Source organism: Flavobacterium adhaerens (genome assembly GCF_040045115.1).
Lineage (GTDB): Bacteria > Bacteroidota > Bacteroidia > Flavobacteriales > Flavobacteriaceae > Flavobacterium > Flavobacterium adhaerens.
Map to the genome: position 1 here is coordinate 533,662 of NZ_JBDLZX010000001.1, position 26,476 is coordinate 560,137.

The 26,476-nt window shown below is 33.1% G+C and carries 22 protein-coding genes; 14 read left to right on the top strand and 8 right to left on the bottom strand.

Going from position 1 to position 26,476, the window contains the following annotated elements; translation table 11 throughout:
* Positions 1-2: 2 nt before the first annotated feature.
* Both pulA and ABEB18_RS02290 read left to right on the top strand, forming a co-directional pair.
* Positions 3-2,024: a type I pullulanase gene (gene pulA / locus ABEB18_RS02285; protein ID WP_348797395.1), complete on the top strand. Its 2,022-nt coding sequence runs from the start codon at positions 3-5 to the stop codon at positions 2,022-2,024.
* Between the two features lie 57 nt (positions 2,025-2,081).
* Positions 2,082-2,264 carry a CAL67264 family membrane protein gene (locus ABEB18_RS02290; RefSeq protein WP_348797396.1) on the top strand — a complete coding sequence of 61 codons (183 nt, stop codon included), beginning with the start codon at positions 2,082-2,084 and terminating at the stop codon, positions 2,262-2,264.
* An 82-nt stretch (positions 2,265-2,346) separates the two neighbouring features.
* Here the strand turns inward: ABEB18_RS02290 and ABEB18_RS02295 are convergent, their stop codons facing one another.
* Positions 2,347-3,006, bottom strand: a complete 660-nt coding sequence (locus ABEB18_RS02295; protein WP_348797397.1) for a DUF4294 domain-containing protein — start codon at positions 3,004-3,006, stop codon at positions 2,347-2,349.
* 84 nt (positions 3,007-3,090) lie between these two features.
* On the opposite strand from ABEB18_RS02295, the gene ABEB18_RS02300 reads away from it, so the two are divergent.
* The 3 genes from ABEB18_RS02300 to cydB all read left to right on the top strand — a co-directional run bounded on the left by ABEB18_RS02300 (position 3,091) and on the right by cydB (position 6,652).
* A complete protein-coding gene (locus ABEB18_RS02300) occupies positions 3,091-4,179 on the top strand; it encodes a M42 family metallopeptidase (RefSeq protein ID WP_348797398.1) in 1,089 nt (362 codons plus the stop codon).
* Positions 4,180-4,256: 77 nt separating this feature from the next.
* Positions 4,257-5,609, top strand: a complete 1,353-nt coding sequence (locus tag ABEB18_RS02305; RefSeq protein WP_348797399.1) for a cytochrome ubiquinol oxidase subunit I — start codon at positions 4,257-4,259, stop codon at positions 5,607-5,609.
* 5 nt (positions 5,610-5,614) lie between these two features.
* Complete coding sequence (cydB, locus tag ABEB18_RS02310) at positions 5,615-6,652, top strand: cytochrome d ubiquinol oxidase subunit II (protein ID WP_348797400.1); 1,038 nt, start codon at positions 5,615-5,617, stop codon at positions 6,650-6,652.
* 63 nt (positions 6,653-6,715) lie between these two features.
* On the opposite strand, the gene ABEB18_RS02315 is transcribed toward cydB, so the two are convergent.
* Complete coding sequence (locus ABEB18_RS02315) at positions 6,716-7,255, bottom strand: hypothetical protein (protein WP_348797402.1); 540 nt, start codon at positions 7,253-7,255, stop codon at positions 6,716-6,718.
* Positions 7,256-7,323: 68 nt separating this feature from the next.
* Positions 7,324-7,704: an ankyrin repeat domain-containing protein gene (locus ABEB18_RS02320; protein WP_348797403.1), complete on the bottom strand. Its 381-nt coding sequence runs from the start codon at positions 7,702-7,704 to the stop codon at positions 7,324-7,326.
* A 411-nt stretch (positions 7,705-8,115) separates the two neighbouring features.
* On the opposite strand from ABEB18_RS02320, the gene ABEB18_RS02325 reads away from it, so the two are divergent.
* A complete protein-coding gene (locus ABEB18_RS02325; protein WP_348797404.1) occupies positions 8,116-10,287 on the top strand; it encodes a family 43 glycosylhydrolase in 2,172 nt (723 codons plus the stop codon).
* 421 nt (positions 10,288-10,708) lie between these two features.
* On the opposite strand, the gene ABEB18_RS02330 is transcribed toward ABEB18_RS02325, so the two are convergent.
* The gene (locus ABEB18_RS02330; protein ID WP_348797405.1) at positions 10,709-13,927 is read right to left on the bottom strand and encodes a cytochrome c biogenesis protein; all 3,219 of its coding nucleotides are present in this window, start codon (positions 13,925-13,927) and stop codon (positions 10,709-10,711) included.
* 197 nt (positions 13,928-14,124) lie between these two features.
* Here ABEB18_RS02330 and ABEB18_RS02335 point away from each other — a divergent pair, with 197 nt between their 5' ends.
* From ABEB18_RS02335 to ABEB18_RS02360, 6 genes are all read left to right on the top strand, one after another.
* Complete coding sequence (locus tag ABEB18_RS02335; protein WP_348797406.1) at positions 14,125-14,886, top strand: Rossmann-like and DUF2520 domain-containing protein; 762 nt, start codon at positions 14,125-14,127, stop codon at positions 14,884-14,886.
* On the top strand, positions 14,870-15,397 hold the full coding sequence (locus ABEB18_RS02340; protein ID WP_348797407.1) for a KdsC family phosphatase: 528 nt from the start codon (positions 14,870-14,872) through the stop codon (positions 15,395-15,397). Before ABEB18_RS02335 ends, ABEB18_RS02340 begins: the two co-directional genes overlap by 17 nt.
* A gap of 139 nt (positions 15,398-15,536) precedes the next feature.
* On the top strand, positions 15,537-16,463 hold the full coding sequence (locus ABEB18_RS02345; RefSeq protein WP_348797408.1) for a geranylgeranylglycerol-phosphate geranylgeranyltransferase: 927 nt from the start codon (positions 15,537-15,539) through the stop codon (positions 16,461-16,463).
* Complete coding sequence (locus ABEB18_RS02350; RefSeq protein ID WP_348797409.1) at positions 16,456-17,037, top strand: Maf family nucleotide pyrophosphatase; 582 nt, start codon at positions 16,456-16,458, stop codon at positions 17,035-17,037. The genes ABEB18_RS02345 and ABEB18_RS02350 overlap by 8 nt, the downstream gene beginning before the upstream one ends.
* A gap of 3 nt (positions 17,038-17,040) precedes the next feature.
* Entirely contained in the window at positions 17,041-17,574 is a 534-nt protein-coding gene (locus tag ABEB18_RS02355; protein ID WP_348797410.1) for a mechanosensitive ion channel domain-containing protein, read from the top strand.
* Positions 17,575-17,611: 37 nt separating this feature from the next.
* On the top strand, positions 17,612-18,154 hold the full coding sequence (locus ABEB18_RS02360) for a hypothetical protein (protein WP_348797412.1): 543 nt from the start codon (positions 17,612-17,614) through the stop codon (positions 18,152-18,154).
* A gap of 16 nt (positions 18,155-18,170) precedes the next feature.
* On the opposite strand, the gene ABEB18_RS02365 is transcribed toward ABEB18_RS02360, so the two are convergent.
* Positions 18,171-19,142: an alpha/beta hydrolase gene (locus ABEB18_RS02365; RefSeq protein ID WP_348797414.1), complete on the bottom strand. Its 972-nt coding sequence runs from the start codon at positions 19,140-19,142 to the stop codon at positions 18,171-18,173.
* A gap of 276 nt (positions 19,143-19,418) precedes the next feature.
* On the opposite strand from ABEB18_RS02365, the gene ABEB18_RS02370 reads away from it, so the two are divergent.
* Together ABEB18_RS02370 and ABEB18_RS02375 are read left to right on the top strand one after the other, a co-directional pair.
* On the top strand, positions 19,419-21,950 hold the full coding sequence (locus tag ABEB18_RS02370) for a PIG-L family deacetylase (protein WP_348797415.1): 2,532 nt from the start codon (positions 19,419-19,421) through the stop codon (positions 21,948-21,950).
* A 121-nt stretch (positions 21,951-22,071) separates the two neighbouring features.
* On the top strand, positions 22,072-23,811 hold the full coding sequence (locus ABEB18_RS02375) for a sodium:solute symporter family protein (protein WP_348797416.1): 1,740 nt from the start codon (positions 22,072-22,074) through the stop codon (positions 23,809-23,811).
* Positions 23,812-23,973: 162 nt separating this feature from the next.
* Here ABEB18_RS02375 and ABEB18_RS02380 read toward each other — a convergent pair whose 3' ends face one another.
* From ABEB18_RS02380 to ABEB18_RS02390, 3 genes are all read right to left on the bottom strand, one after another.
* Positions 23,974-24,819, bottom strand: coding sequence for a DUF2911 domain-containing protein (locus ABEB18_RS02380; protein ID WP_348797417.1), 846 nt, complete (start codon positions 24,817-24,819; stop codon positions 23,974-23,976).
* Positions 24,820-24,976: 157 nt separating this feature from the next.
* Complete coding sequence (locus tag ABEB18_RS02385) at positions 24,977-25,630, bottom strand: HAD family hydrolase (protein WP_348797418.1); 654 nt, start codon at positions 25,628-25,630, stop codon at positions 24,977-24,979.
* A 119-nt stretch (positions 25,631-25,749) separates the two neighbouring features.
* A complete protein-coding gene (locus tag ABEB18_RS02390) occupies positions 25,750-26,472 on the bottom strand; it encodes a tRNA threonylcarbamoyladenosine dehydratase (RefSeq protein ID WP_348797419.1) in 723 nt (240 codons plus the stop codon).
* Positions 26,473-26,476: the final 4 nt, after the last annotated feature.

Below are 26,476 nucleotides of genomic sequence, written 5' to 3' on the forward strand. Positions count from 1 at the left end.
AAATGTTTTATCTTTCTAACAAACGAAATTTTTCGATTGCACTACTGTTTATCCTACATTTTGCCATGGCACAAAATCCTAAAATAAACACAATACAATACAGCTCTTTTGATGCTTATCCAGTTTATTTGAAGGATGATTTGGGAATTTCATATTCTAAAGATAAAACTGTTTTAAAATTATGGAGTCCTAATGTACAGGAAGCCAAAATACATCTTTATGCAAAAGGAAATGGAGGAAAATCAATATTCGAAGAAAACCTAGATTACGATACTAAAACTGGAGTTTGGAAAATTATTCTTAAAGGGAATTACCACAATACTTATTACAGCCTTCAGGTAAAATATTTTGATGGAAAATGGTCTAAAGAAATGCCAGATCCCTATGCAAAAGGAGTGGGTGTAAATGGAAATCGTGGTTTGATTTTTGACCCAAATCTAACCAACCCTAAAAATTGGAGTACAGATCAACAACCTGAACTAAAATCGATTTCAGACATTGTAGTATATGAAGCTCATATTCGAGATTTTTCAATAGATGCATCTTCTGGGATAAAGAATAAAGGAAAATTTCTTGGATTTACAGAGGAAAACACCAAAAATACTTTTGGAGAAACCACTGGATTAGACCATTTAAAAGAATTAGGTATAACTCATCTACACTTACTTCCTGTTTTTGATTATAAAACAATTGACGAATCCACTCTAGACAAAAATCAATATAACTGGGGATACGATCCTCAGAATTACAATGCTTTAGAAGGTTCCTATTCAACAAATCCTTACGATGGTTTGGTACGAATGATCGAATATAAAGAAATGATTTTAGCCTTACACAAAGCCAACATTCGTCTGGTTATGGATGTGGTTTACAACCATACTAGCACAACCGATATTTTTGATCAATTGGTACCAGGCTATTATTATAGAGCTTGGCCCGACGGAAAACGTTCAGATGCATCAGCCTGCGGAAATGAATTTGCCTCTGACCGAATTATGGCTAGACAATTTATGCTTGAATCCCTAAAATATTGGGTTAAAGAATACCATATTGATGGATTTCGGTTTGATTTAATGGGAATACATGATATCGAAACCATGAATATCATTTCGGCAGAACTTAAAAAAATTGACCCTACCATTTTTCTTTATGGTGAAGGTTGGACAGCAGGAGATTCTCCGTTACCGATTGAAAAAAGAGCTCTAAAGAACAATGTAAAAAAACTAAACAAAATTGCCGTTTTTTCTGACGATATAAGAGATGCTACAAAAGGACATTGGTCTAATGTTACTGAAAAAGGGTTTGTAAGTGGAAATCCAAATTATAAAGATGTACTACAATTCGGAATTGTAGCAGCTACAAATCATCCGCAAATCAATTATGATTCCAAAAGAGGGTATGCACAATTTCCTTATTCGGATTCCCCAACAAAAGTAATTGGTTACGTTTCATGTCACGACAATAACACCTTGTATGATAAATTGAAAATTGCTAATCCGAATGCTACTGAAAAAGAATTAGTGCAAATGGGTAAATTGGCTAATACAATCATTTTAACCTCGCAAAGCATTCCATTTTTACATATGGGAGTTGATATGAAGCGTACCAAAAGTGGAGTTGAAAATTCCTATAAGTCACCCGACAGCATCAACAAAATAGATTGGAATTGGAAACACGAAAACAACAACTTATTTCAATATTATAAAAATCTTCTTGAGCTGCGCAAAAATCATCCAGCATTCAAAATGGCAACAGAAAAGATGATTCAAGAACATTTAGAGTTTCTACCAACTGATTCACCGCTACTTATTGGATATACGTTAAAAAATTACGCAAATGGAGATCGTTGGAAAAACATTAGAGTTTATTTTAATGGAGATTCAAAAGAAACCGAACAAATTTTGGAAGGGACTTGGAAAATGGTTTGCAATGGCGATATAATCAATACAAACGGTATAACAACCTTAAAAAATCAACCGGTTGTAATTCCTGCTAGAAGCGCTGTAATCTTATATCAAGATTGATAATTTTAAACCAAAAAAATCCCGATATTTACAGTCTTCAACACAAATTTTACTATTATGGGAATGAATAAAAATACAATTTTAGGCTGGGCTACTTTTATAATGGTTTTTATGGGATTCTTGTTAATTGGTCTGGGATTCTTTAAATACAGAGATGTTTCGGGTTGGGGATTTGCAACGGTTGGCATTGGATTTTGGGCGATTGCTTGGGTTTTCAACTCTTTAAAAGGACGAGTTTAATATTCCTGTAAAAATCAAAAAATAACACAGGCAAAAAAATCTCCTGAATATTATCAAGAGATTTTAACTAAAAAAGTTTGTATTATTTTTTGACCCAAGTTTCGTCTAGTTTTTCGTAATCGATTGGTTTAGCAGCATCTTGTTTGCGAAGTCTTCCAGATTCAAAACCTCTAACCAATATAGTTTCTATCAAATAATCCTCATTGACTTCAAAAGGGCGGTATTTCATTTTTAAATCAATATTAAAAACACCAGCAGTAGTATTAGACCAAAAGGCTTTCCAGCCACTTTTAAGATTTTTAATTAAATCATAAGTCGAAGATCCTGTTTGCCTATCAATCAATTTCACCAAAATTTGCCCTTGTTTTTTGGAAAGTTTTTTCAAGCGTGCTTCAAACTCGTTGGTCAAGTAATCTTCTACAATTTTGAAATATCTTTTCTTATCTCTATTATTACTAAATTTATCCATACCTCTATTTAATGCGGTTAATCGTTCAGCAGCAATTCTGGCATACGGATAAGTAGCATACACTCTTCTTTGAAGTAATAAAAATTGCTTTTTATCTTCCTCACTCATTGGATGAGTGTCGATTACCAATTCTGGTAAGACAATTGTATCCCCAAAAATACTATCGGCTTCAGTAAGTATGTATCCCATAGGAACACCCTCTTTTTGAGGCACTTGAGCATACAATGAAATAGTAATAAAAAAGAAGAAAAACAATATTTTATAATGTTTCATAGATGAATATTTTTGAACAAAAATATACATTAAATATAGAACTATCAAAGACAAATTTTTAAATTAGCCAAAAATAAATTTACTATGAATACCGAAAAAATACTGAATACTTCATCGATAGCTTTTTTAGAAAAATATTTAAACAATGCCTCTCCAACAGGCTATGAAAGTGAAGGCCAAAAGATTTGGATGGATTATCTAAAACCTTATGTTGACACTTTTATAACAGACACTTACGGAACTGCTGTAGGAGTTATAAACCCAGACGCACCTTACAAAGTGGTCATAGAAGGTCATGCCGACGAAATTGCTTGGTATGTTAATTATATTACAGATGATGGTTTAGTTTATGTCATTCGTAATGGTGGTTCAGATCATTTAATTGCTCCTTCCAAAAGAGTAAATATCCACACCAAAAAAGGAATTGTAAAAGGGGTTTTTGGATGGCCAGCCATACATACTAGAATGCGTGACAAGGAAGAAACTCCAAAAATTAGTAACATCTTTATTGATTTGGGTTGCGAAACCAAAGAAGAGGTTGAAGCAATGGGAGTTCATGTAGGTTGTGTTATTACATATCCTGACGAGTTTATGATTATGAACGAAAATAAATTTGTTTGCCGTGCAATAGATAACAGAATGGGAGGATTCATGATTGCCGAAGTTGCTCGTTTATTAAAAGAAAACAACAAAAAGCTTCCTTTCGGTTTATACATTGTCAACTCAGTTCAAGAAGAAATTGGTCTTAGGGGTGCCGAAATGATTACACAAAACATCAAACCCAACGTAGCAATTGTTACAGATGTTTGTCACGATACGACAACCCCAATGATTGACAAAAAAGTAGAAGGTGATCTAAAAATGGGTAAAGGCCCTGTGGTAGCTTATGCTCCTGCAGTACAAAATAAATTACGAGATTTGATTGTTGATACAGCCGAAGAAAAAAATATTCCTTTTCAACGTCATGCTACTTCACGTGCTACTGGAACTGATACTGATGCGTTTGCTTATAGTAATGGAGGAGTTGCTTCGGCACTGATTTCGCTCCCATTGCGTTACATGCATACTACAGTCGAAATGGTACACCGCGAAGACGTAGAAAATGTTATCAAGCTGATTTATGAAACTTTGCTTAAAATAGAAAACAAAGAAACTTTTTCCTATTTCAAATAATCAAAATAAGCGCCATATAAATGGTGCTTTTTTTTTGATACTGTTGTAAATTTACACAGACTTAAAAAATTACCCCCATGGATGTAGAAATACTCTCTCGAATACAATTTGCCTTTACCATAGCTTTTCATTACATCTATCCTCCTCTTAGTATTGGGATTGGATTGATAATGGTAATCATGGAAGGCCTTTATCTTAAAACTGGAAATAAAGATTACGAAATTCTGACTCGTTTTTGGATCAAAATATTTGCCGTAACATTTGGAATTGGAGTCGCCACTGGAATTATAATGGAGTTTGAGTTTGGTACCAACTGGGCTGTTTATTCGCGTTATGTGGGCGATATTTTCGGAAGTGCATTGGCTGCAGAAGGACTGTTTGCTTTTGGTCTAGAAAGTACATTTTTAGGGATATTACTTTTTGGATGGAATCGTGTAAAGCCTTGGGTTCATTTCATTTCGGCTTTAGGAGTATTTTTGGGCTCTATGTTTTCGGCAGTTTGGATAGTTGTAGCAAACTCATGGCAACAAACACCAGCAGGATACCATATTGTAGGCGAAGGATTAAATGCCCGAGCAGAAGTAACCGATTTTTGGGCTATGGTTTTCAATCCTTCAAGTGTCGATAGAATCATACATACTTGGCAAGGTGCAATTTTGGCTGGAGCTTTTTTGGTGTTAAGCGTGCATGCCTATTATATTAGAAAAGGACGTTATGTAGAAATATCTCAAAAAGCGTTCAAAATTTCCTTAACAGTAGCAACCATTTTCTCTCTAACACAACTAATTTCTGGACATAGTAGTGCTGATGGGGTTGCTGTAAACCAACCTGCCAAATTAGCCGCTATGGAAGGCCATTTTGAAAAAAACAAAGCAGCTGACCTATATCTTGTGGGTTGGGTTGATAAAGAAAAACAAACCGTAACAGGAATTGACATTCCGGGTGGTTTATCTTTCTTATTGCATCAAGATTTTGATGCGCCAGTAAAAGGATTAAATGATTTTCCTGTTGAAGACAGACCTAGTCAGGTTAATGCTGTTTTTCAGTTTTATCATATTATGATAGCTATAGGAATGGCTTTAATCGGATTAACATTATACGCTAGTTATTTATGGAAAAAAGGTAAATTATTTGAAACAAAATGGCTCATGTGGCTATTTTCATTTTCGGTGATTTTACCTCAAATTGCCAATCAAGCCGGTTGGTTTGCCGCCGAAATGGGAAGACAACCATGGGTTGTTTATGGTCACTTACGAACTAGCGATGCTTTTTCTCAAGAAGTATCTGCCAATCAAATTGTGTTTTCACTGATTATTTTCACAATTGTATATTCTCTACTTTTTGTTTTATTTCTGTATTCTATTAATAAAAAAATAAAACACGGTCCTTATGATGATTCGCAAACAACTGTAACCTTTAAAACTTTTTAATATTTATGGAAACTTTTTTAGGTATAGACTATCCAACATTATGGTATTTGGTAATCGGGTTATTATTTTCAGGTTATGCCATTTTAGAAGGTTTTGATTTTGGTGCTGGTGCATGGCATTTATTTTTTAGAAAAGATTTGAGCAGAAGAATTGCCATAAATGCAATAGCACCAGTTTGGGATGCGAATCAAGTTTGGTTAATTATTGGTGGTGGAGCATTATTTGCTGGTTTTCCGGTTATGTACGCAACAATGTTGTCGGCAATGTATGTTCCTTTTATGCTTTTTTTGATGCTAAATGTACTCCGAGCAGCTGCTATCAAATTTAGAAGCATCGAAGAAATGACATGGTGGAGAAAAAGTTGGGACATCACTTACTGTGTTTCTAGCACATTGATTGCTTTTTTGCTCGGAATTATTTTGGCCAATATTTTGCAAGGCTTTGCTTTGGGACCCAATTTTAGTTTTCAAGACGAAAGTTTCTTCTATTTTTTAAATCCTTATGCCATAATGGTTGGTTTTACAACTTTATCCATTTTTATGACTCAAGGTGCTATTTATCTTTTATTAAAAACCGAAGGAAGATTACATTTAAGATTAACCTTTTTACTGCAAAAAGGAATGATATTCTTTATCATCAGTTTTGGAATCACAACTTTATATACTTTAATTTTTATTCCAGAAGTAACTGAGAACTTTAGAGCCAACCCCATTTATTTTATTGTACCTGTAATTTCATTTTTGGCTGTAGCCAATGTTCCAAGACTCGTTTCAAAAGAAAGATATATGTTGGCCTTGGTGTTCTCATCACTAACTATGTCTTTTTTATTGATTTTAGTAGCCTTGCATTTGTACCCAACATTATTAATTTCTACAATTGATCCCAAGTTCAATGTAACCATTTACAATGCGGCATCTTCTCAGAAATCATTAGGAATAATGCTAACAATTGTAGCCATCGGTGCTCCCCTACTTATTGCTTACTTTTTCTTTTTATATAAAACATTCAACGGAAAAGTAAAACTGGATGACACCAGTTATTAAACAAAAAAAAGCATCATTATGCGCTTCATAGTGATGCTTTTTTTTTTCAAATTTCCCTAACCTCTAATCCATATTTACCATTTTTTCCGTAGCAAGTGAATGACTAAGTGATGGTTTTCTATTGATAATTTTAAAATCTAAAGGATGTTCATTGTTCCTTTGTTCACTTTCAATAATCAATTCCAGATCGGTTATTTCGTCATGTATTGTTCTTTCACTAAAAAGTGGAAAAACAGCATTTGAAACAGAACTATCAATAATCAATTCGGATTGTGTTATAATTTGTCTCATCGATTCTTCATAAAACATAAACTCCAATTCGTCTGAAACAGTATTTTCGGTTATTTTATCCCCTTCATAAATTACATCTTCTATAGCTATTGGTTGATACTGAATGACCGTTTCTGGGTAAAAAATTTCTATTTCATCCGAAGGTAAAATGTTTTCATCAATATCATCTCCTCCAGATTGTGTTTTGAGAGTATCATTTGAAAGAATAGTTTTTTGAAAAACCTTCAATGACAAACTATCTATATGCATTGCCAAACAAATATTAGATGACAACGCTATAACAATTCCTATAATTAAAACTGAATTTTTCATAATTGTTTTTTTTTTTAAATTACTATCTAAAAAAGAGCTACTTCATGTAAAGTAGCTCTTTCTTACTATTATTGTTGTTTCAAAAATTGGGCTGCTTCTGTTGCATTGGAAATTTCTGCATGTTTTAAAGCTGTAAATCCTTTTTCATCTTTCTCATTCAGACGAGCTCCTTTTGACAATAACAGTTTGATGATTTCGACTTTATTGTAACGGGCTGCGTACATCAAAGGAGTCAATCCATTAGATTTTTCATTAACATCCGAACCGTAATCTAAAAATTTTTTAACTGACACAATATCACCTTTACTAATAGCGATATTCAATGGCGAAATATCATCGTAATTTTTGATATTTTCTAAATTATTGACACAAAAACTTGTATTTGATGCCAAGCTTACATTTGCAGTTGTGATTAATGCAACTCCTAAATAAATGATTGATTTTTTCATAATGTTTGATTTTTGATTGATGATTGTTATTTGATATAATAATATCTTATACAAAGATATACCTTTTAAAAGGTAATATGTATCACATAGTACTATTATTTAACTTTTTATTAACAATAAGAATCAAAACTTACAACACATAAACTACTAGTTACAAAAAACTTAAACAAACAACAGCTCATCACACACGACTAAACAATTAGAAGTTAAAAAAGAATTATCAACCTAATTCATACACTATTATATAATTTTTGTGAATTAAAAAAATAATATAGCACATCAATTTAGAGAGGTTTTACTGACATAGTAGAAATAAAATATTTTTTAGTGTATTTTTTACACTTTTCTTTTTGTAATCCAAAAAATAAGAACGAGATTTGAAAAATCTATTTAATTTAAGTTAGAATTGAAATGACAAACAATCAAAAAACAAACCGATTAAGAAAAAGAAAATTGTACCAAAAGATTGTAAAGAACACTCTTTTTACCTTAATGACTCTTTTTGTTAGCCATGGCTATTCTCAGCAATTAGTACAACCTGTTCCAGAATCCTATAAAGACACTTGGATATCAGATAATGGAAACGGAACTTTTACCAACCCTCTATTCTACGAAGAATTCTCTGATCCAGACTTGATTCGTGTTGGAGATGATTATTATTTAACAGGGACAACTATGCATACCATGCCCGGTTTACCAGTACTTCATTCAAAAGATCTTGTAAACTGGAAACTACTCACCTATGCTGCAGAACGAATAAATGTTGGTCCAGAAGCAAGGCTAGAAAACGGTCGTGATTTTTACGGTCAAGGTATTTGGGCTCCTTGTATTCGATACAATAAGGGAACTTTTTACATTTTTTCGAATGTAAACGGACATGGGACACAGATTTATTCAGCAACAAACCCTGCAGGTCCTTGGAAACACCAAGTCATGAGAGCAGATTTGCATGATTTGACTGTTCTTTTTGATGATGATGGAAAAATTTATGCAGTATCTGGATACAATGAAGTCAAAATGGTACAACTTACCGATGACCTAATGGATATTGTACCAGGATCAGAAAAAGTAATAATTCCTGCTGGCAGTGGTGCTGGTGAAGGAAGTCATATTTATAAAATAAATGGCAAGTATTATATCACCAACACTAATTATGACCCTATATGCTATCAAGTTTGTCTTCGTGCTGATAATCCTTATGGTCCGTATGAAGTAAACAATATGAGTGTAGAGGAAAACTTTGGTGTGGGTCAGGGACCAAGAGTTATAGACACTAGAAAAGGCCCACCGTTTCCAATAACAACCTATCCAGAAAATTATGCGGGTTGTACTCCAATGCATCAAGGCGGAATTGTGCAAACTCAAACTGGCGAATGGTGGGGATGGTCAATGATGGATTATAACTCAATTGGTAGAATAACGAATCTTTCACCTGTAACATGGAAAGACGGTTGGCCATACTTCGGATTAGAAGGAAACCTGACACGTTCCCCAAGAACTTGGGTAAAACCAAATACGGGATTTTCTAGTGAACGAAAAGCTACTTTTGACCACGATGATGATTTCAATTCCTCTACTTTAAAAAATGCTTGGCAATGGAATCATGTTCCAGTAGAGAGTAAATGGTCTTTGAAAGAACGAAAAGGTTACTTGCGTTTGCACTCACTTCCTGCTAAAAGCTTTTGGGAAGCCAAAAATTCATTGACGCAAAGAGCAATGGGACCTGAATCATATGCTACTACCGAAGTTGATATTGCAAAACTTCAAGAAGGAGACATCGCTGGACTAGCACTATTGAACTTACCTTATGCTTGGATTGGGGTTGTAAAAAATAAAAAAGAGCATTTTTTACAATTCTACAATCAACAAGAAGACAAGAAAATTGATATTGCGACAAACAAAAAAACCATTTGGCTTAGAGCATATTGTAATTTTGATAAAGACCTAGGCTATCTAAGTTATAGTTTTGATGGTATTAATTTTGAACAAATTGGCGGAGCAATCGTAATGCCTTACCAATTGAGAACTTTCCAAGGAATTCGTTATACCTTATTCAATTTCAATACAAAAGGAAACGAAGGTGGTTATGCTGATTTTAATTCATTTGAAGTTTTAGAACCTCGTGCAAAAGGGCTTACCAAACCCATTCCCTATAATAAAACCATCACACTTACAAGTCTAGCCGATGCAACTGTTTTGGTCGGTTGGAGAAATTTTGTTCGTCCAGTAGAAGCAAATAGTAAATTTACCGAAGACAAAGCCAGCCAATTTAGAGTATTAGATCGTGGCAATGGCCGAATTGCATTACAATCTGTAGCTACTGGTGGTTTTGTTACTATTAAAGGTGATGGAGGTTTAGGCGAAGTCCGAATTGAAGCAAAAGACCAAGGAGAAGCATCAACTTTTCAATGGGAAGACATGCTTAAAGGCGATATTATGTTAATGTCATTAGCTAATCATCGCTATTTAAACGTAGATCCAAATGCTACAAGCTTGTGCTTTGCAAATGCAAAAGGAGCAAGACCTGACAGAAAAGGAGGAGCATGTTTTAGTTGGTCACTGAGTGAAGACAAAAATAATTAGCAAAAATAATTTTTACAATCTAGGCAGTTTTAGTTTTCTAAAACTGCTTTTTTTTGCAAAAAAACAAAAAATTTTTTTATCCTTTATGTCCTCAAAAAAAGATGCCCCTAATGGAGCATCTTAAAACTAATTGTAATTAAAACAACATTGATTCTTTACTTTATTAACTAACCAACCGTAATCAAACTATGAAAATAATCACAACTTTTCAAAGTTTTTAGATCAATGTTATTGTCATCAGCGGTTCAAATACCATACCAAAAACAAAATCAAACCATTAACAATCAATACTTTATAACTATTTAACAATACTATCTCTTTTTTATAAGTTCGTTATAATTTCGTTTTAAAAATTTTAGGAACAAAAAAGAGCCAACCTGTAAGATTGACTCATTCTGTATTTTTAAGATGCTCAAAAAAATTATTTCTTTTTATAGAATTTAATGTATTTTGGATAAGTTACAGCTCCAATTAGTGAAATTGCCCCTAATGAATACCAAATCCAGCTTAATGAATGTGCTTCACCACTAGCATAAGAATGCAATCCTACCAAGTGAAAATTAACTCCAAAATAGGTAAATAAAATAGATACAAAAGCGAACATACTCATTAGATTAAAGAACCATTTTCCTCTCAATGCTGGAACAAAACGAGCATGAATCACAAAAGCATATATCATAATACTGATTAACGCCCAAGTTTCTTTAGGATCCCATCCCCAATAACGACCCCAACTTTCATTAGCCCATTGTCCGCCAAGGAAGTTTCCAATAGTCAACATAATCAAACCAATAGTCAAAACCATTTCGTTGATATATGTCAGTTCTTTTATATTTAAAGCCATTTTTTCTTTATTCTTTTCTGTTGTACACAAGATTAAAAGAAGCGAAACAAAACCTAAAATCATTCCTAAAGCAGTTGGTCCATAACTTCCTACAATAACTGCTACGTGAATCATTAACCAATACGAATTAAGAACCGGTTGTAAATTAGCAATCTCTGGATCTATCCAATTCATATATGCCGCCATAAGTATCATCGAGGTTACAAATGCAGCCGAAGCGACAGTAAGTTTCGATTTTATATCAAATATCAACCCAAATAACATTGTTGACCAAGCTACATATACAATAGACTCATAAGCATTACTCCAAGGTGCGTGTCCCGAAATATACCAACGCGCTCCTAATGTTATAGTATGCAATAAAAATAATATTGCAATAGTAATATGCATGATGTTAACTAAAATGCGAATTACTTTAGTGTCCTTGAATATTTGAATAATAGTGAATGCAAACATCAAAATTGCTGCAAAAAGATACCAATAAGATAACTTTTGAAGTAAATCATATTTATTGTAAGCGATTTCTAAATCAATTTTATCCTCAGATGGTCTTACTTTTGCACCAAATTTCTTTTGAAAACCATCTATGCTTCCCAATAACTCATCAGCTGTTTTGTAGTTTTTAGACTGAATAGCGTGAGATAATGTTCCGAAATAAAGAGGTAAAATACTTTTGGTATAAGTAGAATCCATTCCTTTTAAACCAGCACTCCCAAGTTCTAAAAATGAAACCCATTTGTGATTTGCATCATTCGGTATTGGAAAAATTTTCAAGATACTACCACTCAACGCCGATTCCATCAAGTTTACTTTTTTATCCGTTTCAACAAAATCCTTTTCAAATTGATTTGGATTGGCAGCTTTATAAGCAGCATCCAAATAAGGTGACAATTTATAATTTCCCTTTTCGTCAAAAAAAGCAATAAAAGGAGCGAATTTATCTTTTGGATCAATTCCGATAATTTTACGAATACTGTCATTTCCTGATTTGATATAAATCAACGGAACCTCAATCCACAACTGAGCACTTTGTGTCATCGACAAAAATACCTGATCCGAATTCATTCCCTTATAAGTATCCGAATGACTTACTTTACGCAATAACTCTGACGAAAAAGTATTAATCGGTTTCATCCTTCCTCCTGCATCTTGAATAATCAATCGCCCAAATTTTGAAGCATGTTCTTTAGATACCGTAAAGGTGGTAATTAAGGAATCTAATTGTTGCTGAGTAGGTTTTACACGAACATGAGGAGTAGTTTCGGCTTGTGCTTCTGTTGCGTGATCGTGGTTATGATCATGATTGTGATTGTGATCGTGATCGTGATTATGATCTTGAGCAAAGCTTGAAATACTGAATAATAAAACTAAAACAGTCAATAATTTTGCTTTTTTCTTTTTGATAGCATTCAATTTTCTTTTCAATTCTGCAAAACGAGAATCTTTTACAAACAATACAGCAATCATACTAATATATAACAATAAATACCCTAGATAAGTAATATTGGTTCCCCAATAATCATGATTAACCGACAAAACAGTTCCTTTTTCGTCTGGGTCAAAAGAAGCCTGGAAAAAACGGTATCCTTCGTGATCCAAGACATGGTTCATATAAATTCTAGCATCAAATGGTTTAACAGAATCAATTACGGTAACCTGACTTTCAAAAGAAGAATAGCTTTTCTCAGTCCCTGGATACTTTTGAGCTATAAAATCATTCAATCTAACTTTGAAAGGCAATTCATAAGCTTTACTACCAAAGAAGAATGAATATTCAATCTCCCCTATTTTTACAGTTTTAGGTTCACCTGTTCTACCTTTAGAACCTAATAAAGTAACTGTTTCTTCTTTTCCGTTGGCAATCACTTTCACGGTCAATGCATCTTCATGGCTTTTTGCCTTGTAATCATTATTCGATTCATAAGCAATCACACCAGTAACTGCTGGTTCTGGGAAAACAAAACGAATATCGCCAATACTATATAAGGAACGCATCATTAATGGCTGTACAATCTCCTTAACAACTTTACCTTGCTTTTTATCGGCCATACGCATATAGTTCCCTTCAAATGGCATTTGAATCGTATATTCTGCACCCGTAGTATTAATATTGATAGCGCCTTCTGTAAAATGATTCAATGCAAAAAGAACATTGTGAATATTTTGTACTTCACCCGATTTCAAGAAATGCTCTTCACGACCACCCCCTCCAGCTTCGACTAATTTAAGATACAAATTTCCTTTTGGGTCAGGCTTAACAAACTCCTTGGCTCCCATGATATAATTTTCATAATGAACTTCAAAGTTGTTTCCAGAAAAATCGCCTTTCATTGTAAAATCATTATCGGTAACTGGTGACAACAAAACTGGTTTTTCAAAAACACGACGCTTCATTTCACCTTGATGTTCACCATCAACAAAAAGAGTCAAAAAGGTTTTATCTGAATAGAATTTATTTTCGATAGCTCCCTCGCGTATAGGCATTATTCCTTCAAAACTAATATAACGAGTTACAAAAGCACCTCCAATTATAAAAATAAAAGACAAATGAAGTAGTAATGATGCCCACTTTTCTTTTTTAAGTAATTGATAACGTTTTATATTCCCGAAGAAATTAATCACAAAAACAACCATTATGGCTTCAAACCACCAAGTGTTATAAATCCAAATCCTTGCTGTATCAGTATTGTATTTACTTTCAACAAAAGTTCCAACTCCCATTGCTATCGCAAATGCTAGGAACAAAACAGCCATTAATCGGGTAGAAAAAAGAAAAGAAAATATTTTTTTATCCATAAGAGAACAAATTTCGTTTGTATAAAGTGTCGCAAAAATACTTAAAATCACTCACTTGTTTTAACATATAATTGTTAATTAAAACCAAAAACTACTCCCTTTTTTTAAACATTAATTAAAAAATAATAGCGATAATTATTATATCCTACAATACAACTTTGGATTCGGCAACTCATTTTTTTTGTTAATTTTGTGTTATGATAAAAATTACAATTATTGGGTCTGGAAATGTTGCTCAACATTTGATTGATGCTTTCTCAAAAAGTAAATCAATAGAGATTGTTCAGGTATTTTCCAGAAGTCAAAAACAACTTCATAAAAACCTAAATACCAACAAAATAACCCATAATTGGAACACGCTATTAGACGCTGATTTATACATTATTGCCGTTTCTGATGATGCCATATCTACAGTTTCTAAACAATTACCGTTTCAAAATCGTTTTGTGGTACACACTTCTGGAAGTACTCCGATTTCAGTATTAGATACTAAAAACAGAAAAGGAGTTTTGTATCCCTTGCAAACTTTTACCAAAGGAAAAACAGTAGATTTTAAAAGAATACCATTTTGTTTGGAAGCTGAAATCGAAAATGATTATGAATTACTCGAAAAAGTAGCAGGTTCAATCTCAGATAATATTTATAAAATAGATTCTCAACAACGAAAAGCGTTACATGTAGCAGCGGTTTTTGTTAATAATTTTACAAATCATTTGTATCAAATTGGAAGTGAAATCTGTTATGATAACAATATTCCTTTTAATATTTTAAAACCTTTAATTCTAGAAACTGCTCAAAAAATAGAAACGCTTTCGCCAAAAGAAGCACAAACTGGGCCAGCAAAACGAAATGATGTTGCTACCATCAATGCACATGAACAATTTTTATCCGAAGAATATCAAAAAACTATTTACAAAATACTAACACAATCAATACAAAATCATGGCAAAAAGCTATAAAGAAATAATGAATGAAATTACTACGTTTGTTTTTGACGTAGATGGAGTACTCACCGACGGATCTGTTCTGGTTACCAATGAAGGTGAAATGTTACGCTCAATGAATATACGAGATGGTTTTGCGTTAAAAGCAGCGATTGACAGCGGTTATAACGTTTGCATTATTTCGGGAGGAAGCAACGAAGGAGTAAGAATTAGACTTAAAAATCTGGGTGTTTCAGACATCCATCTAGGAACGCCAGACAAAGTAAAAACTTTTTATGAATACACAGAAGCTTATACCATAAATCCTGAACAGGTACTATATATGGGTGATGACATTCCAGATTACCACGTGATGAAATTAGTAGGACTACCAAGTTGTCCACAAGATGCTAGTCCAGAAATCAAACGCATTTCTAGATATATTTCGCATAAAAACGGCGGAAAAGGAGCTGTTCGAGATGTAATCGAACAAGTGATGAAAGTGCAAGGCAAATGGATGGCTTATTTTGATGGAAAACACGATTAATTAGTTATCAGGTTTTAGTATTCAATTAAAAAAGACAATGCAATAAGACGGCATAAGTATTGAAAATCAAAACTCTAAACATTAAAAATACAATTCACCAATTTAAACACTAAAAAAAACTGAATACTGAATTCTTATTATGAAATTTCTTAAGCTAATACGCTATCAAAACCTTCTAATGCTGGCTTTAATGCAGTTCCTTTTTAGATATGGTTTTTTGAGTTTTCAAAACATTCCATTAGCACTTAATAACTGGCAATATATATTACTAGTTTTGGCAACACTGGCAATTGCAGCTGGAGGATATATCATTAACAATATTATGGATCAGGCCACAGACAACAGTAACAAACCCAATCAAGTTGTTGTTGGCAAAAGTATTACCGAAACATTGGCCTACAACCTTTATTTTTTGGTTACCATTTTAGGAGTTGGAATCGGTTTTTATTTATCCAATCTAATTGGTAAGCCTGTTTTTGCGTCCATTTTCATTATCATTTCAGCAACACTGTACCTATACGCAACAAGTTTAAAACAAATGTTTTTGATTGGAAATGTCGTAGTTGCACTTCTATTGGCTTTTAGTGTAATTATTATTGGCCTTTTTGATCTTTTACCAATAATCACTGTAGAGAACAGACAAGCAGTTGCCGATCTATTTTCGATACTTTTGGACTATGCATTATTTGCTTTCATTATAAATTTTTTACGTGAAATTGTTAAAGATTTAGAAGATGTAAATGGTGATTACAACCAAGGAATGAACACATTACCCATTGCATTAGGGATAAGTAGAACATCCAAAATTGTTCTTGGGCTAAGCACAATTCCATTGGTAATGGTCGTATTGTATATGAAAACCTATTTCTTCGATAACAATTTGCATTTAGCCACGATTTATACCTTATTATTTATAGTAGCTCCTTTTATTTATTTTATTATAAAAATGGCCGATGCCAAAAAGAGTAAAGAATTTCATCATTTAAGCTCAGTTTTGAAACTAATTATACTCTTTGGATTATTTTCTATCGCAATAGTTACTTATAATATACTTCATTATGCTTAAAGAAAAACTCAAAAATTACAATATCATATTAGCTTCTGGATCGCCAAGAAGGCAACAATTTTTTAAAGATTTAGATCTTGATTTTGAGATTCGCCTAAAAGAAATAGCAGAAATTTTCCCTCCAGAACTAAAAAAAGAAGAAATCACCAATTATCTTTCTATACTGAAAGCCAATGCTTTTGACGGAGAATTAGAGCAAAATGATATTTTGGTCACAAGTGATACTATTGTTTGGCACAATAATTGTCCTTTAGGAAAGCCAAAGGATCATCAAGATGCTTTTACAATTTTAAAATCATTATCAAATAGCACACACGAGGTCATAACATCGGTTTGCTTTAAAACAAATAAAACAATAAATACAATATGCGAAACAACAAAAGTGACCTTTGCAGCGTTAAGTGACGAATCTATTCTTTATTATTTAGAAAAATACAAACCGTACGACAAAGCAGGAGCTTATGGAATTCAAGAGTGGATCGGTTTCATTGGGGTTTCAAAAATAGAAGGATCTTATGCCAACGTAATGGGAATGCCAACAGACAAAGTATATGCTTATTTAAACAATTTGTAACAAATGGACTTTTTTAATCAATACATCCGAGAAGAAATTAGTACAGGTATCCTGTTATTGATTGTTTTTTTAGCCCGTGCTGTTGTTTCAAAAATAGTAAAGAAATATGCTAAAACGAGCGAAATCATTGAAAGAAGAACCAATTTGGTTATAAAATATATTAATGTTCTCATCACCATATTAGCATCAATAACCTTGATATTAATTTGGGGAGTACAGGCAAAAGACATTTTTATAACTATATCCTCTATCGCTACTGTTATTGGTGTGGCAATGTTTGCACAATGGTCTATTTTAAGCAATATAACATCAGGCATAATTTTATTTTTTTCATTCCCTTTCAAAATAGGTGATTCTATAATCATACACGATAAAGACTATTTGGAAGAAGGCGAAATAAAAGACATAGGAGCCTTTCACGTAACATTAAAAACGAATAACGGAGAAACAATTATTTATCCAAACAATTTATTTTTTCAAAAAGGAATAACGGTCTTAAAAAAGCCATCAGTTCCCGAAACAGAGTTTACAGATTAACTCGACTTAATATTAACCTAAATCTAAAATTTATATCATGAAAACTATTAAATTATTTACAGGACTAGCAATTATTGCAGCAAGCTCAATGCAAGCACAAGTATCTGTCAATGTTAATATTGGCACTCCTCCTCCCCCAGTTGTGGTTGTTGAAAAACCAAAAGTTATCATTGCCTCTCCTCCAGAATGGGGCCCAGTTGGTTATGATAATATGCAGTATTATTATTTGCCAGACATCCAAGTTTATTATGACATTAGACTTGCAGAGTTTATTTATTACGGACAAAACAAATGGATACGTGCAAAAAGACTACCTAGTTATTGCAGAAATTATGACTTATACAATGGGTACAAAGTAGTTTTAACCAACTATAGAGGTAAAACACCTTATGTGTATTTCAATTCTCATAAAGTAAAATACTATAAAGGATACAAAGGAAAACCTCAAAAATGCAGAAGAGATTATAACAGAAATGATCGCCATAACAACCACGATCATGACCATGATCGCCACGATCACCATAATAACGGAAATCATAATGGTCATCATAAAAATGACAAACACAAAGGAAGAGACTAAAACCAAAAACAGCTACTTAATAAGTAGCTGTTTTTTTTACACTTACATTTAACCATCCGAAGATGTTCTTAAAAACCTTTTCCCGAACTGATTTTTTTGACAAAATTAAATCATGCATGGCTCCTTTAAAACCTACAACTTCTTTCTTCGGTGATTCTATAAATCTAGATTTTTCTATTATGTCTTTTACATTTAAAATCGCATCCCCTTCAAACATAATATTATCCCATTTTTTTGGATAAACGGATTCTAATGAATGCAATATCAGTATTGGTTTATCAATAGAAATCCCGTTAGAAATCTTTTGGTGACCTTGATAAATAGCATTGACCCAACCAGCATTTATAGTAGGAGCACTATGGGGTTTCCATAGCAAATTATATTCCCATTCGCCAAAATCGCTTTTATGCAAGCTTTTTCCATAAAACTTAGAAAAACCAATCGGTAAAGACAAATTAGGATTTAGTTTCCCTAATAAAGAAAGTAGCGGAATAATCGTTTTCTTTTGAATCCAAGGGACATTAAAATCATAAAAAGGGCTATTACAAATCAATTCGTCAAACAATTCGTCTTCTTTTCGATCGGAAGCATACAAAGTAATAATCAACCCTCCAGTAGAGTGTCCATACAACGCTACATTCTGATTCCCCTCTTCGTTCATTATAGCTAATGCTTTATCGATATCATCATAATATTCAGTCAACGATCTCATATTATTAGGACGATGATTTTTCAAAATAGATCTTCCGTATTTTCTCAAATCCAAAGCATAGAAATTATATCCATTCCTTAAAAATTCATCGGCCAAAACTTCTTGAAAAAAATAATCATTAAACCCGTGTACATACAAAATGGCCTTGGAGGATACAAACGGACTAAGTTTCCTGATTAAAGTAGCGGTTACTTTGCCTTCGTAATCATTTCGTTGGTTGATAATGGTTTGCTCAAAACCATTCTTCAAGATATCTTCTTTGTAGAGTCTATTCATTTTATACAGGTAAATCTAGATAAAAGGGGGTTAAATAGGTCAATCAAAAATCGATAACCGATATTCTCAAATTTAGCACTATATTTTTAATTAATTAGCTATAATAAGGTTATTTTTTGAAGAAAAAAACAATTATTTTAGGCTTAAAACATTATAATATTCAACCTAAACCTTTAAACATTAACATAAATTTTAGAGTAATATATAAATCCCCCCTTATTAAATTACTATTTTTGAAACTGAACCAATTTGTTCAATTCATTAAAAAAAAGTTCTATGCGAAAGCTTCTTTTAAAATCTTTTATCCTTTTCGTTCTTTCAGTACAAATTGCCCATGCACAAAAACCACAAAAACCAACATCGGCAGAAATATACAATCAAATTCAGAAACTTAATTTTCTAGGAACTGTACTTTATATTGCAGCTCATCCTGATGACGAAAACACCCGATTAATATCTTATATGGCCAATGAAATTCATGCTAGAACAGGTTATTTATCATTGACCAGAGGTGATGGCGGTCAGAATTTAATTGGTCCACAATTAAGAGAATTATTAGGCGTTATCCGTACACAAGAACTTCTTGAAGCTAGAAAAATTGATGGCGGAGAACAATTTTTTTCTAGAGCTAATGATTTTGGATATTCCAAAAATCCAGAGGAAACTTTACAAATTTGGGACAAAGAAAAAGTGCTTTCGGATTTAGTTTGGGTAATCCGAAAATTTCAACCCGACGTAATTATTAATCGTTTTAACCATAGAACTCCAGGTACTACACACGGACACCATACCGCATCAGCAATGTTGAGTTTGGAAGGATTTGATTTAGCCCATTCAGCAACAGCTTTTCCTGAGCAATTGCAAATGGTACAACCTTGGCAACCCAAAAGAGTATTTTTTAATACTTCATGGTGGTTTTATGGCAGTAAAGAAAAATTTGAAGCTGCTAATAAATCTAATCTAATTGCTCTACCAACTGGCGTTTATTATGCGACAATCGGAAAATCCAATCAAGAAATTGCTGCCTTAAGTCGTAGTAGTCACAAATCACAAGGTTTTGGAAGCACCGGTTCTCGTGGAGAAGATCATGAATATTTAGAATTTTTGAAAGGAGAACCTTTGCAAAACAAAAACACTCTTTTTGACGGAATAGACACCAGCTGGAATCGAATAAAAGGAGGAAAACCTATCGGAGATTTGATAAATACTATCATTGATGGTTATGATTTTAAAAATCCATCGGCAAGTATCCCAAGCTTATTAAAAGCATATTCAATGATTCAAGAACTGAATGAAAATCATTGGAAAACTATCAAATCCGAAGAAATAAAAAAAATAATCACCGATTGTTCTGGTTTATTCTTGGAAGCCGTTTCAGACACACAAGAAACTACGCTCAATAGTGAAATAAAACTAACTTTGGAAGCCATTAACAGAAGTAAAACTAAGATAGAATTACTAAGTGTTACCATGCTACCCGATTCTAAAACTACTGTATTAAATACTGAACTAAAAAACAATTTAGTACAAAACTATTCACTTAACATACACATACCTGAATCTCTAAACTACACTCAGCCATATTGGCTAAAAGACAAAGGAACTGTAGGGCTATATACGGTTGCCAACCAACAGAACATTGGAATTCCAGACATTATTCGAGAAGTAAAAGTAATTTTTAACCTAAAAATAGACAATGTAGAAATCCCATTTGAGCGAACTGTCGTGTACAAATACAACGATGATGTAAAAGGTGAAGTCTATAACTTCCTGGATATTGTACCAGTGGTAACAACCTCAATCCAAGACAAGGTATTGCTTTTCCCAAATTCTAAACCAAAATATATCGGGATTAATATCAAGGCTGGAAAAAATAATACAAACGGAAATTTAAAATTAGATTTACCAAAAGAATGGAAAGTTACTCCAGAATCTATTCCTTTTCAGTTGGACAAAAAAGGTATGGAGCAAACCGTGTATTTTGAAGTTACACCTCCTACTCAAATGAGCGAAGTTTTTGCAAAAAGTATTGCTACAATTGACAATGTTGCTTATGATAAAGAACAAACTATTATCAATTATGATCATATTACCAAACAACAAGTCTTGAAAACTTCGGAAATAAAATGCATCCGAATCGATTTGAAAACTAATCAAGAAAAAATTGCCTACATTATGGGAGCCGGTGATGAAGTCCCCCAAAGCTTAACCCAAATGGGATACAAAGTAACTCTTGTAAAACCAGAAGAAATTACACCAGAGAAATTAGAATCTTTTGATGTTGTAATGACTGGAATTCGCGCTTACAACACCCTGAAAACATTAGCGTACAAACAAGACATTTTATTTGATTTTGTAAAAAGCGGCAAAACAATGATCTCACAATACAATACCGCTGGTGATTTGGTCACTTCTAATATTGCTCCTTATCCGTTAAAAATTTCAAACGACCGAGTTACTGAAGAAAATGCCGATGTTAAATTCCTAGCCCCTAACCATCCCGTTTTGAACTATCCAAATACTATATCTGAAAATGATTTTAAAGGATGGAAACAAGAACAAGGTTTGTATTATCCTAGAGATTTTGACAAAGTCTTCACTCCTATCATATCCTCACACGATAAAGGTGAATCTGCAAAAGTGGGAGCTTTATTAATTGCTCCTTATGGAAAAGGAAATTACATTTATACTGGATTAAGCTTTTTTAGAGAATTACCAGAAGGCGTTTCGGGAGCCTATAAATTACTTTCAAATATGATTTCAATTAAATCATCTACAACGATTCCCGATCAAAATATAAAACCATAAAACAGAAAACATGAAACCGAAAGATCCTAAAATTTGGTCCAAAAGCTACACCTTAGTATTGATTGCCAATGCTTTGTTTATCATTGTTTTTTATTTAATTATGAAATTATACTCTTAGACTATGCAATTATTTGACTGGATTGTACTAATCATAACACTTTTATTTATAGTAATTTACGGCGCTTGGAAAACACGTGGCAGTAAAAATGTAGAAGAATATATTTTAGGAAACAATGAAACACCTTGGTTTACAGTTGGACTTTCGGTAATGGCCACGCAAGCCAGTGCAATTACATTTCTATCCACGCCAGGGCAGGCTTATCATGACGGAATGGGGTTTGTTCAATTCTATTTTGGATTACCTATTGCCATGATCGTAATCTGCGTGACTTTTATACCTATTTTCCATAAATACAAAGTCTATACAGCATATGAATATTTAGAGAAGAGATTTGATCTAAAAACACGATCTCTAGCCGCTATTCTATTTTTAATTCAACGAGGACTCGGAACCGGAATTACTATTTATGCTCCTTCTATAATACTATCGGCTTTATTGGGTTGGGATTTGACATTTACAAATATTATTATTGGTATTTCTGTTATTATTTACACCTTCTCTGGAGGAACAAAGGCTGTAAATGTCACTCAAAAGCAACAAATGTTTGTTATTTTGGCTGGAATGGTCATTACCTTTTTTTTAATTTTTGATTATTTGCCCAACGATATGACCCTTAACAGTGCAATGCACATTGCTGGTGCCAACCAGAAGATGAATATTGTTGATTTCTCATTTGATTTGGAAGAAAAATATACATTTTGGAGCGGAATAACTGGTGGTTTTTTCTTGGCGTTGGCCTATTTTGGTACAGATCAATCTCAGGTTGGAAGATATTTATCTGGAAAGTCTGTTCGAGAAAGTCAAATGGGATTGATTATGAATGGTCTTTTAAAAGTACCTATGCAATTTCTGATTTTATTGACTGGTGTTATGGTTTTCGTGTTTTTTCAATTTAACGGAACTCCAATAAACTTCAATCCAAACAATAAAACAATCGTCGAAAATTCTCAATACAAAGAAGAATACCAAGCCCTTCAAAAGAAATTAGACAATATATCCGAAGACGAAAAAGTAGTTAATCTATTATATATAGATCAACTTAACCAAGATTACGACAACCCTACGCTTCGAAAAGAGCTAGTAGATTTGGCCTTAAAGGAAAAAGAACTGAGAGCACAGGCTAGAGAAATCATTTCAAAGGCAGATAAAAGAGCCGAAACAAATGATAAAGATTATGTTTTTTTCTATTTTATACTTCACTATTTACCAAAAGGGTTAATTGGATTATTGCTTGCCGTAATCATTTCGGCAGCCATGTCCTCTACAGCTTCTGGTCTCAATGCATTGGCCTCTACAACTGCTATCGATATCTACAAACGCAATATCAAAGAAGAGAAATCCGACAAACATTACCTTAATGCTTCGAGACTTTTTACATTGATGTGGGGTATAATTGCTATTGGTTTTGCATGTATCGCAACCCTTTTTGAAAATTTAATTCAATTAGTAAATATTATTGGATCGATATTTTACGGAACGGTTTTGGGAATTTTCTTGGTTGGTTTTTATATCCAAAAAATACGTGGCAATGCTATTTTTTATAGTGCAGTAATAAGCCAAATTACCATTTTTATTATCTATTATTTTGCCATCTTTATCTATCCTAGCGGAAGTGAAAAACTGGGGTATTTATGGTTGAATTTTATTGGTGCCTTGCTAACAATTCTACTATCAATATTTCTTCAAAATTATATTTCTAAGGATGAGGAATCTGTAAGTTCTATCACCTTAACAGAATAACGAAAAGCATAAAAGCTAAAAAAATACAAATATGCTTCTGGTGTTGAAACCTTTAACGATCCTAAACCAAACAATTAATTGCAAAAATTAGGCTTTACATGTTATAAAAAAGACCCATTAAATCAATAATGGGTCTTTTTTATCATTCTATTTTATTGAAAATTACTTTCTGCTCCACTCTGCAATGCTTTCTTTATTCATTTTTACATAATCTTGGTTTTTGGCTAACTCTGCCGCAGCAAGTGAAATATTAGCAGTTTCAATTGCTCCTTTTTTATCGCCACCACGAGCTTGTATCAACGATTTTAATCGGGTGTACCAATACGGTTTTTCGGTACTCAATTCCATTGCTTTATCCATATAGGTTGTAGCTTTCACATTATCGCCATTAGACTGATATAAATATTGTGCAGCCGAAAAATAATCTGCAGAAGTTGGACCAGCCAATACCTTTTCGATATTCGCCATTACCTCTTTTTGAGTTGGTACTGAAAAATGCATAGAAACAGATGAATTTTCCCAAGCCATATCTAAAGTAGCTGAATCAGCAGTTAAGTTCCCTATTCCTATTGTAAAAGATTCCACAGCTTTTTGCATTGCTTCTTCTTTTACATTTGTTCTCAAAACAACTTTTGATTCATCCCATGTCTCTGGATTTCCCCAATTATTTGTTGTTGAATAAAATATTACTTCCCAATTTTCAATTTTAGGAACAGTATATACCGAATATTTTCCTTTAGGCAAAGTTTTACCATCTATTACAACATCTTCACTAAAAGAAATAGTGGTGTTTTCGTTGGCTCCAGTTCTCCAAATTTTGCCAAAAGGGACTAAATTACCAAATACTGTTCTCCCTCTAGCAGCAGGTCTGCAATAAATAATCTCAACATCTGTTAACCCAACAGTTTGAAAAACAGTTGATTTCGGACTAGCTTGAGGTGTTTTTAGTTGGGCTTCGGCAAATAGTGGTGCAATCATAAAAACGAAAGCAATAAGAATCTTTTTCATACAAGTTTATTTTTATTGGTTTTAGGCAATTCACATCAATCACTTCATTTGTTTGTCAAACAAAGAAAAATTCATGTTTATTCCTGTTTTTTTTGTTTCATTATCAAATTTACAAATTCAACAAACCATTGTTGTTAATTTTTCCTTAATTCAAAATCTAATATTGAGAGACTATTTCGTAATTCAACTCATTAAAGTGATCGATTACAACATCTGCCAATGATAAATCCTGATCTTTCGAATGAAAACTATTATAGCCCACACAAAAAATATCAGCTGCTTTTGCCGCCTTTACACCGTTGGTACTGTCCTCAATTACGATACAATTTTCTTTTGGTGCTATCGATAAAGAGGCGGCATGCAAAAATATGGCAGGATGTGGTTTTGACTTCGGAAAATCTTCTCCACTTACAATATGTGAAAAATACTGATGCAAATTAAAACGTGTAAAAACCCTATTAATTGTAACCTTTGAAGCCGATGAAGCAACAATTAATTGCATCCCGTTTTGATGAAAATCTTTGATTAAATTTTCGACTCCTTCTAACAAAGTCAAATCTTCTTTACTATCAAAAGCATCATTAAAAATAGAGCGCTTTCGTTGAATTAAATCTTCAACCTCTTGTGCCAACCCAAAATGATCTTTTAATAGCTGAAAAGTGTTTCGAGTTGATAATCCTGTAAACGAAGTGTACATTTCCTCAGGCACTTCGATATTAAGTTCTCCAAATTGTTTGTAATAGGCATAACGGTGCACTAATTCAGTGTCAACAATCACACCATCCATATCAAAAATTACTGTTTGTATCATTTTTTTATTCTAAGTCTCTATAAAAGTGAGTATTATTGGGTTTGTAAATTGTTTTAAAGTTGTTTGATATTGTTTAAAGTTTGAAGTTACCTAATACAGTTTAAATCTCAAATCTTAAACTAATCTTCTTTTTTAAGCAAATGTCTAATTACAGTTTCGGCAGCATGCAAACCAAATAAACCTGGCATATAACTGTTTGTTCCGTAAAATGATTTTTTAAAGTTTGTACCGTCTGTTCTTTTTACACTTTCTTCGTCTGGTTTTTCAGTAGAGAATACAGCCTTAACTCCTCTACTCACTCCCATTTTTTTAAGACGTTTTCGAACCACTTTTGCCAATGGGCACACATCGGTTTTAGCAATATCTCTTACCATTACTTTGCTGGCAATCATTTTTCCTCCAGCTCCCATATTCGAGATTACTTTCACTCCTTTTTTCTTAGCGCCCACAATAAGATTCAGTTTTGGAGTAATACTATCAATACAGTCCAAAACATAATCATGCTCTTTGGTTGTAATTTCAAAAGCACGTTCTGGAGAAAGAAATTCTTTGATTCGAATCAAATTTAGTTCAGGATTAATATCCATTAAACGATCACCAACGATAGTCACTTTAGGCTCTCCAACTGTTGAATGTAAAGCTGGCAACTGTCTATTGATATTGGTGATATCCACAACATCTCCATCAACAATTGTCATTGTTCCTACGCCTGCTCTGGCCAAAAATTCGGCTGCAAAAGATCCAACACCTCCAAGCCCCACAACCATTACATGAGCATTTTGTAATTTTTGCAATCCTTCTTTTTTAAATAATAATTCGGCTCTTTCTGTCCACTCTGCCATATTT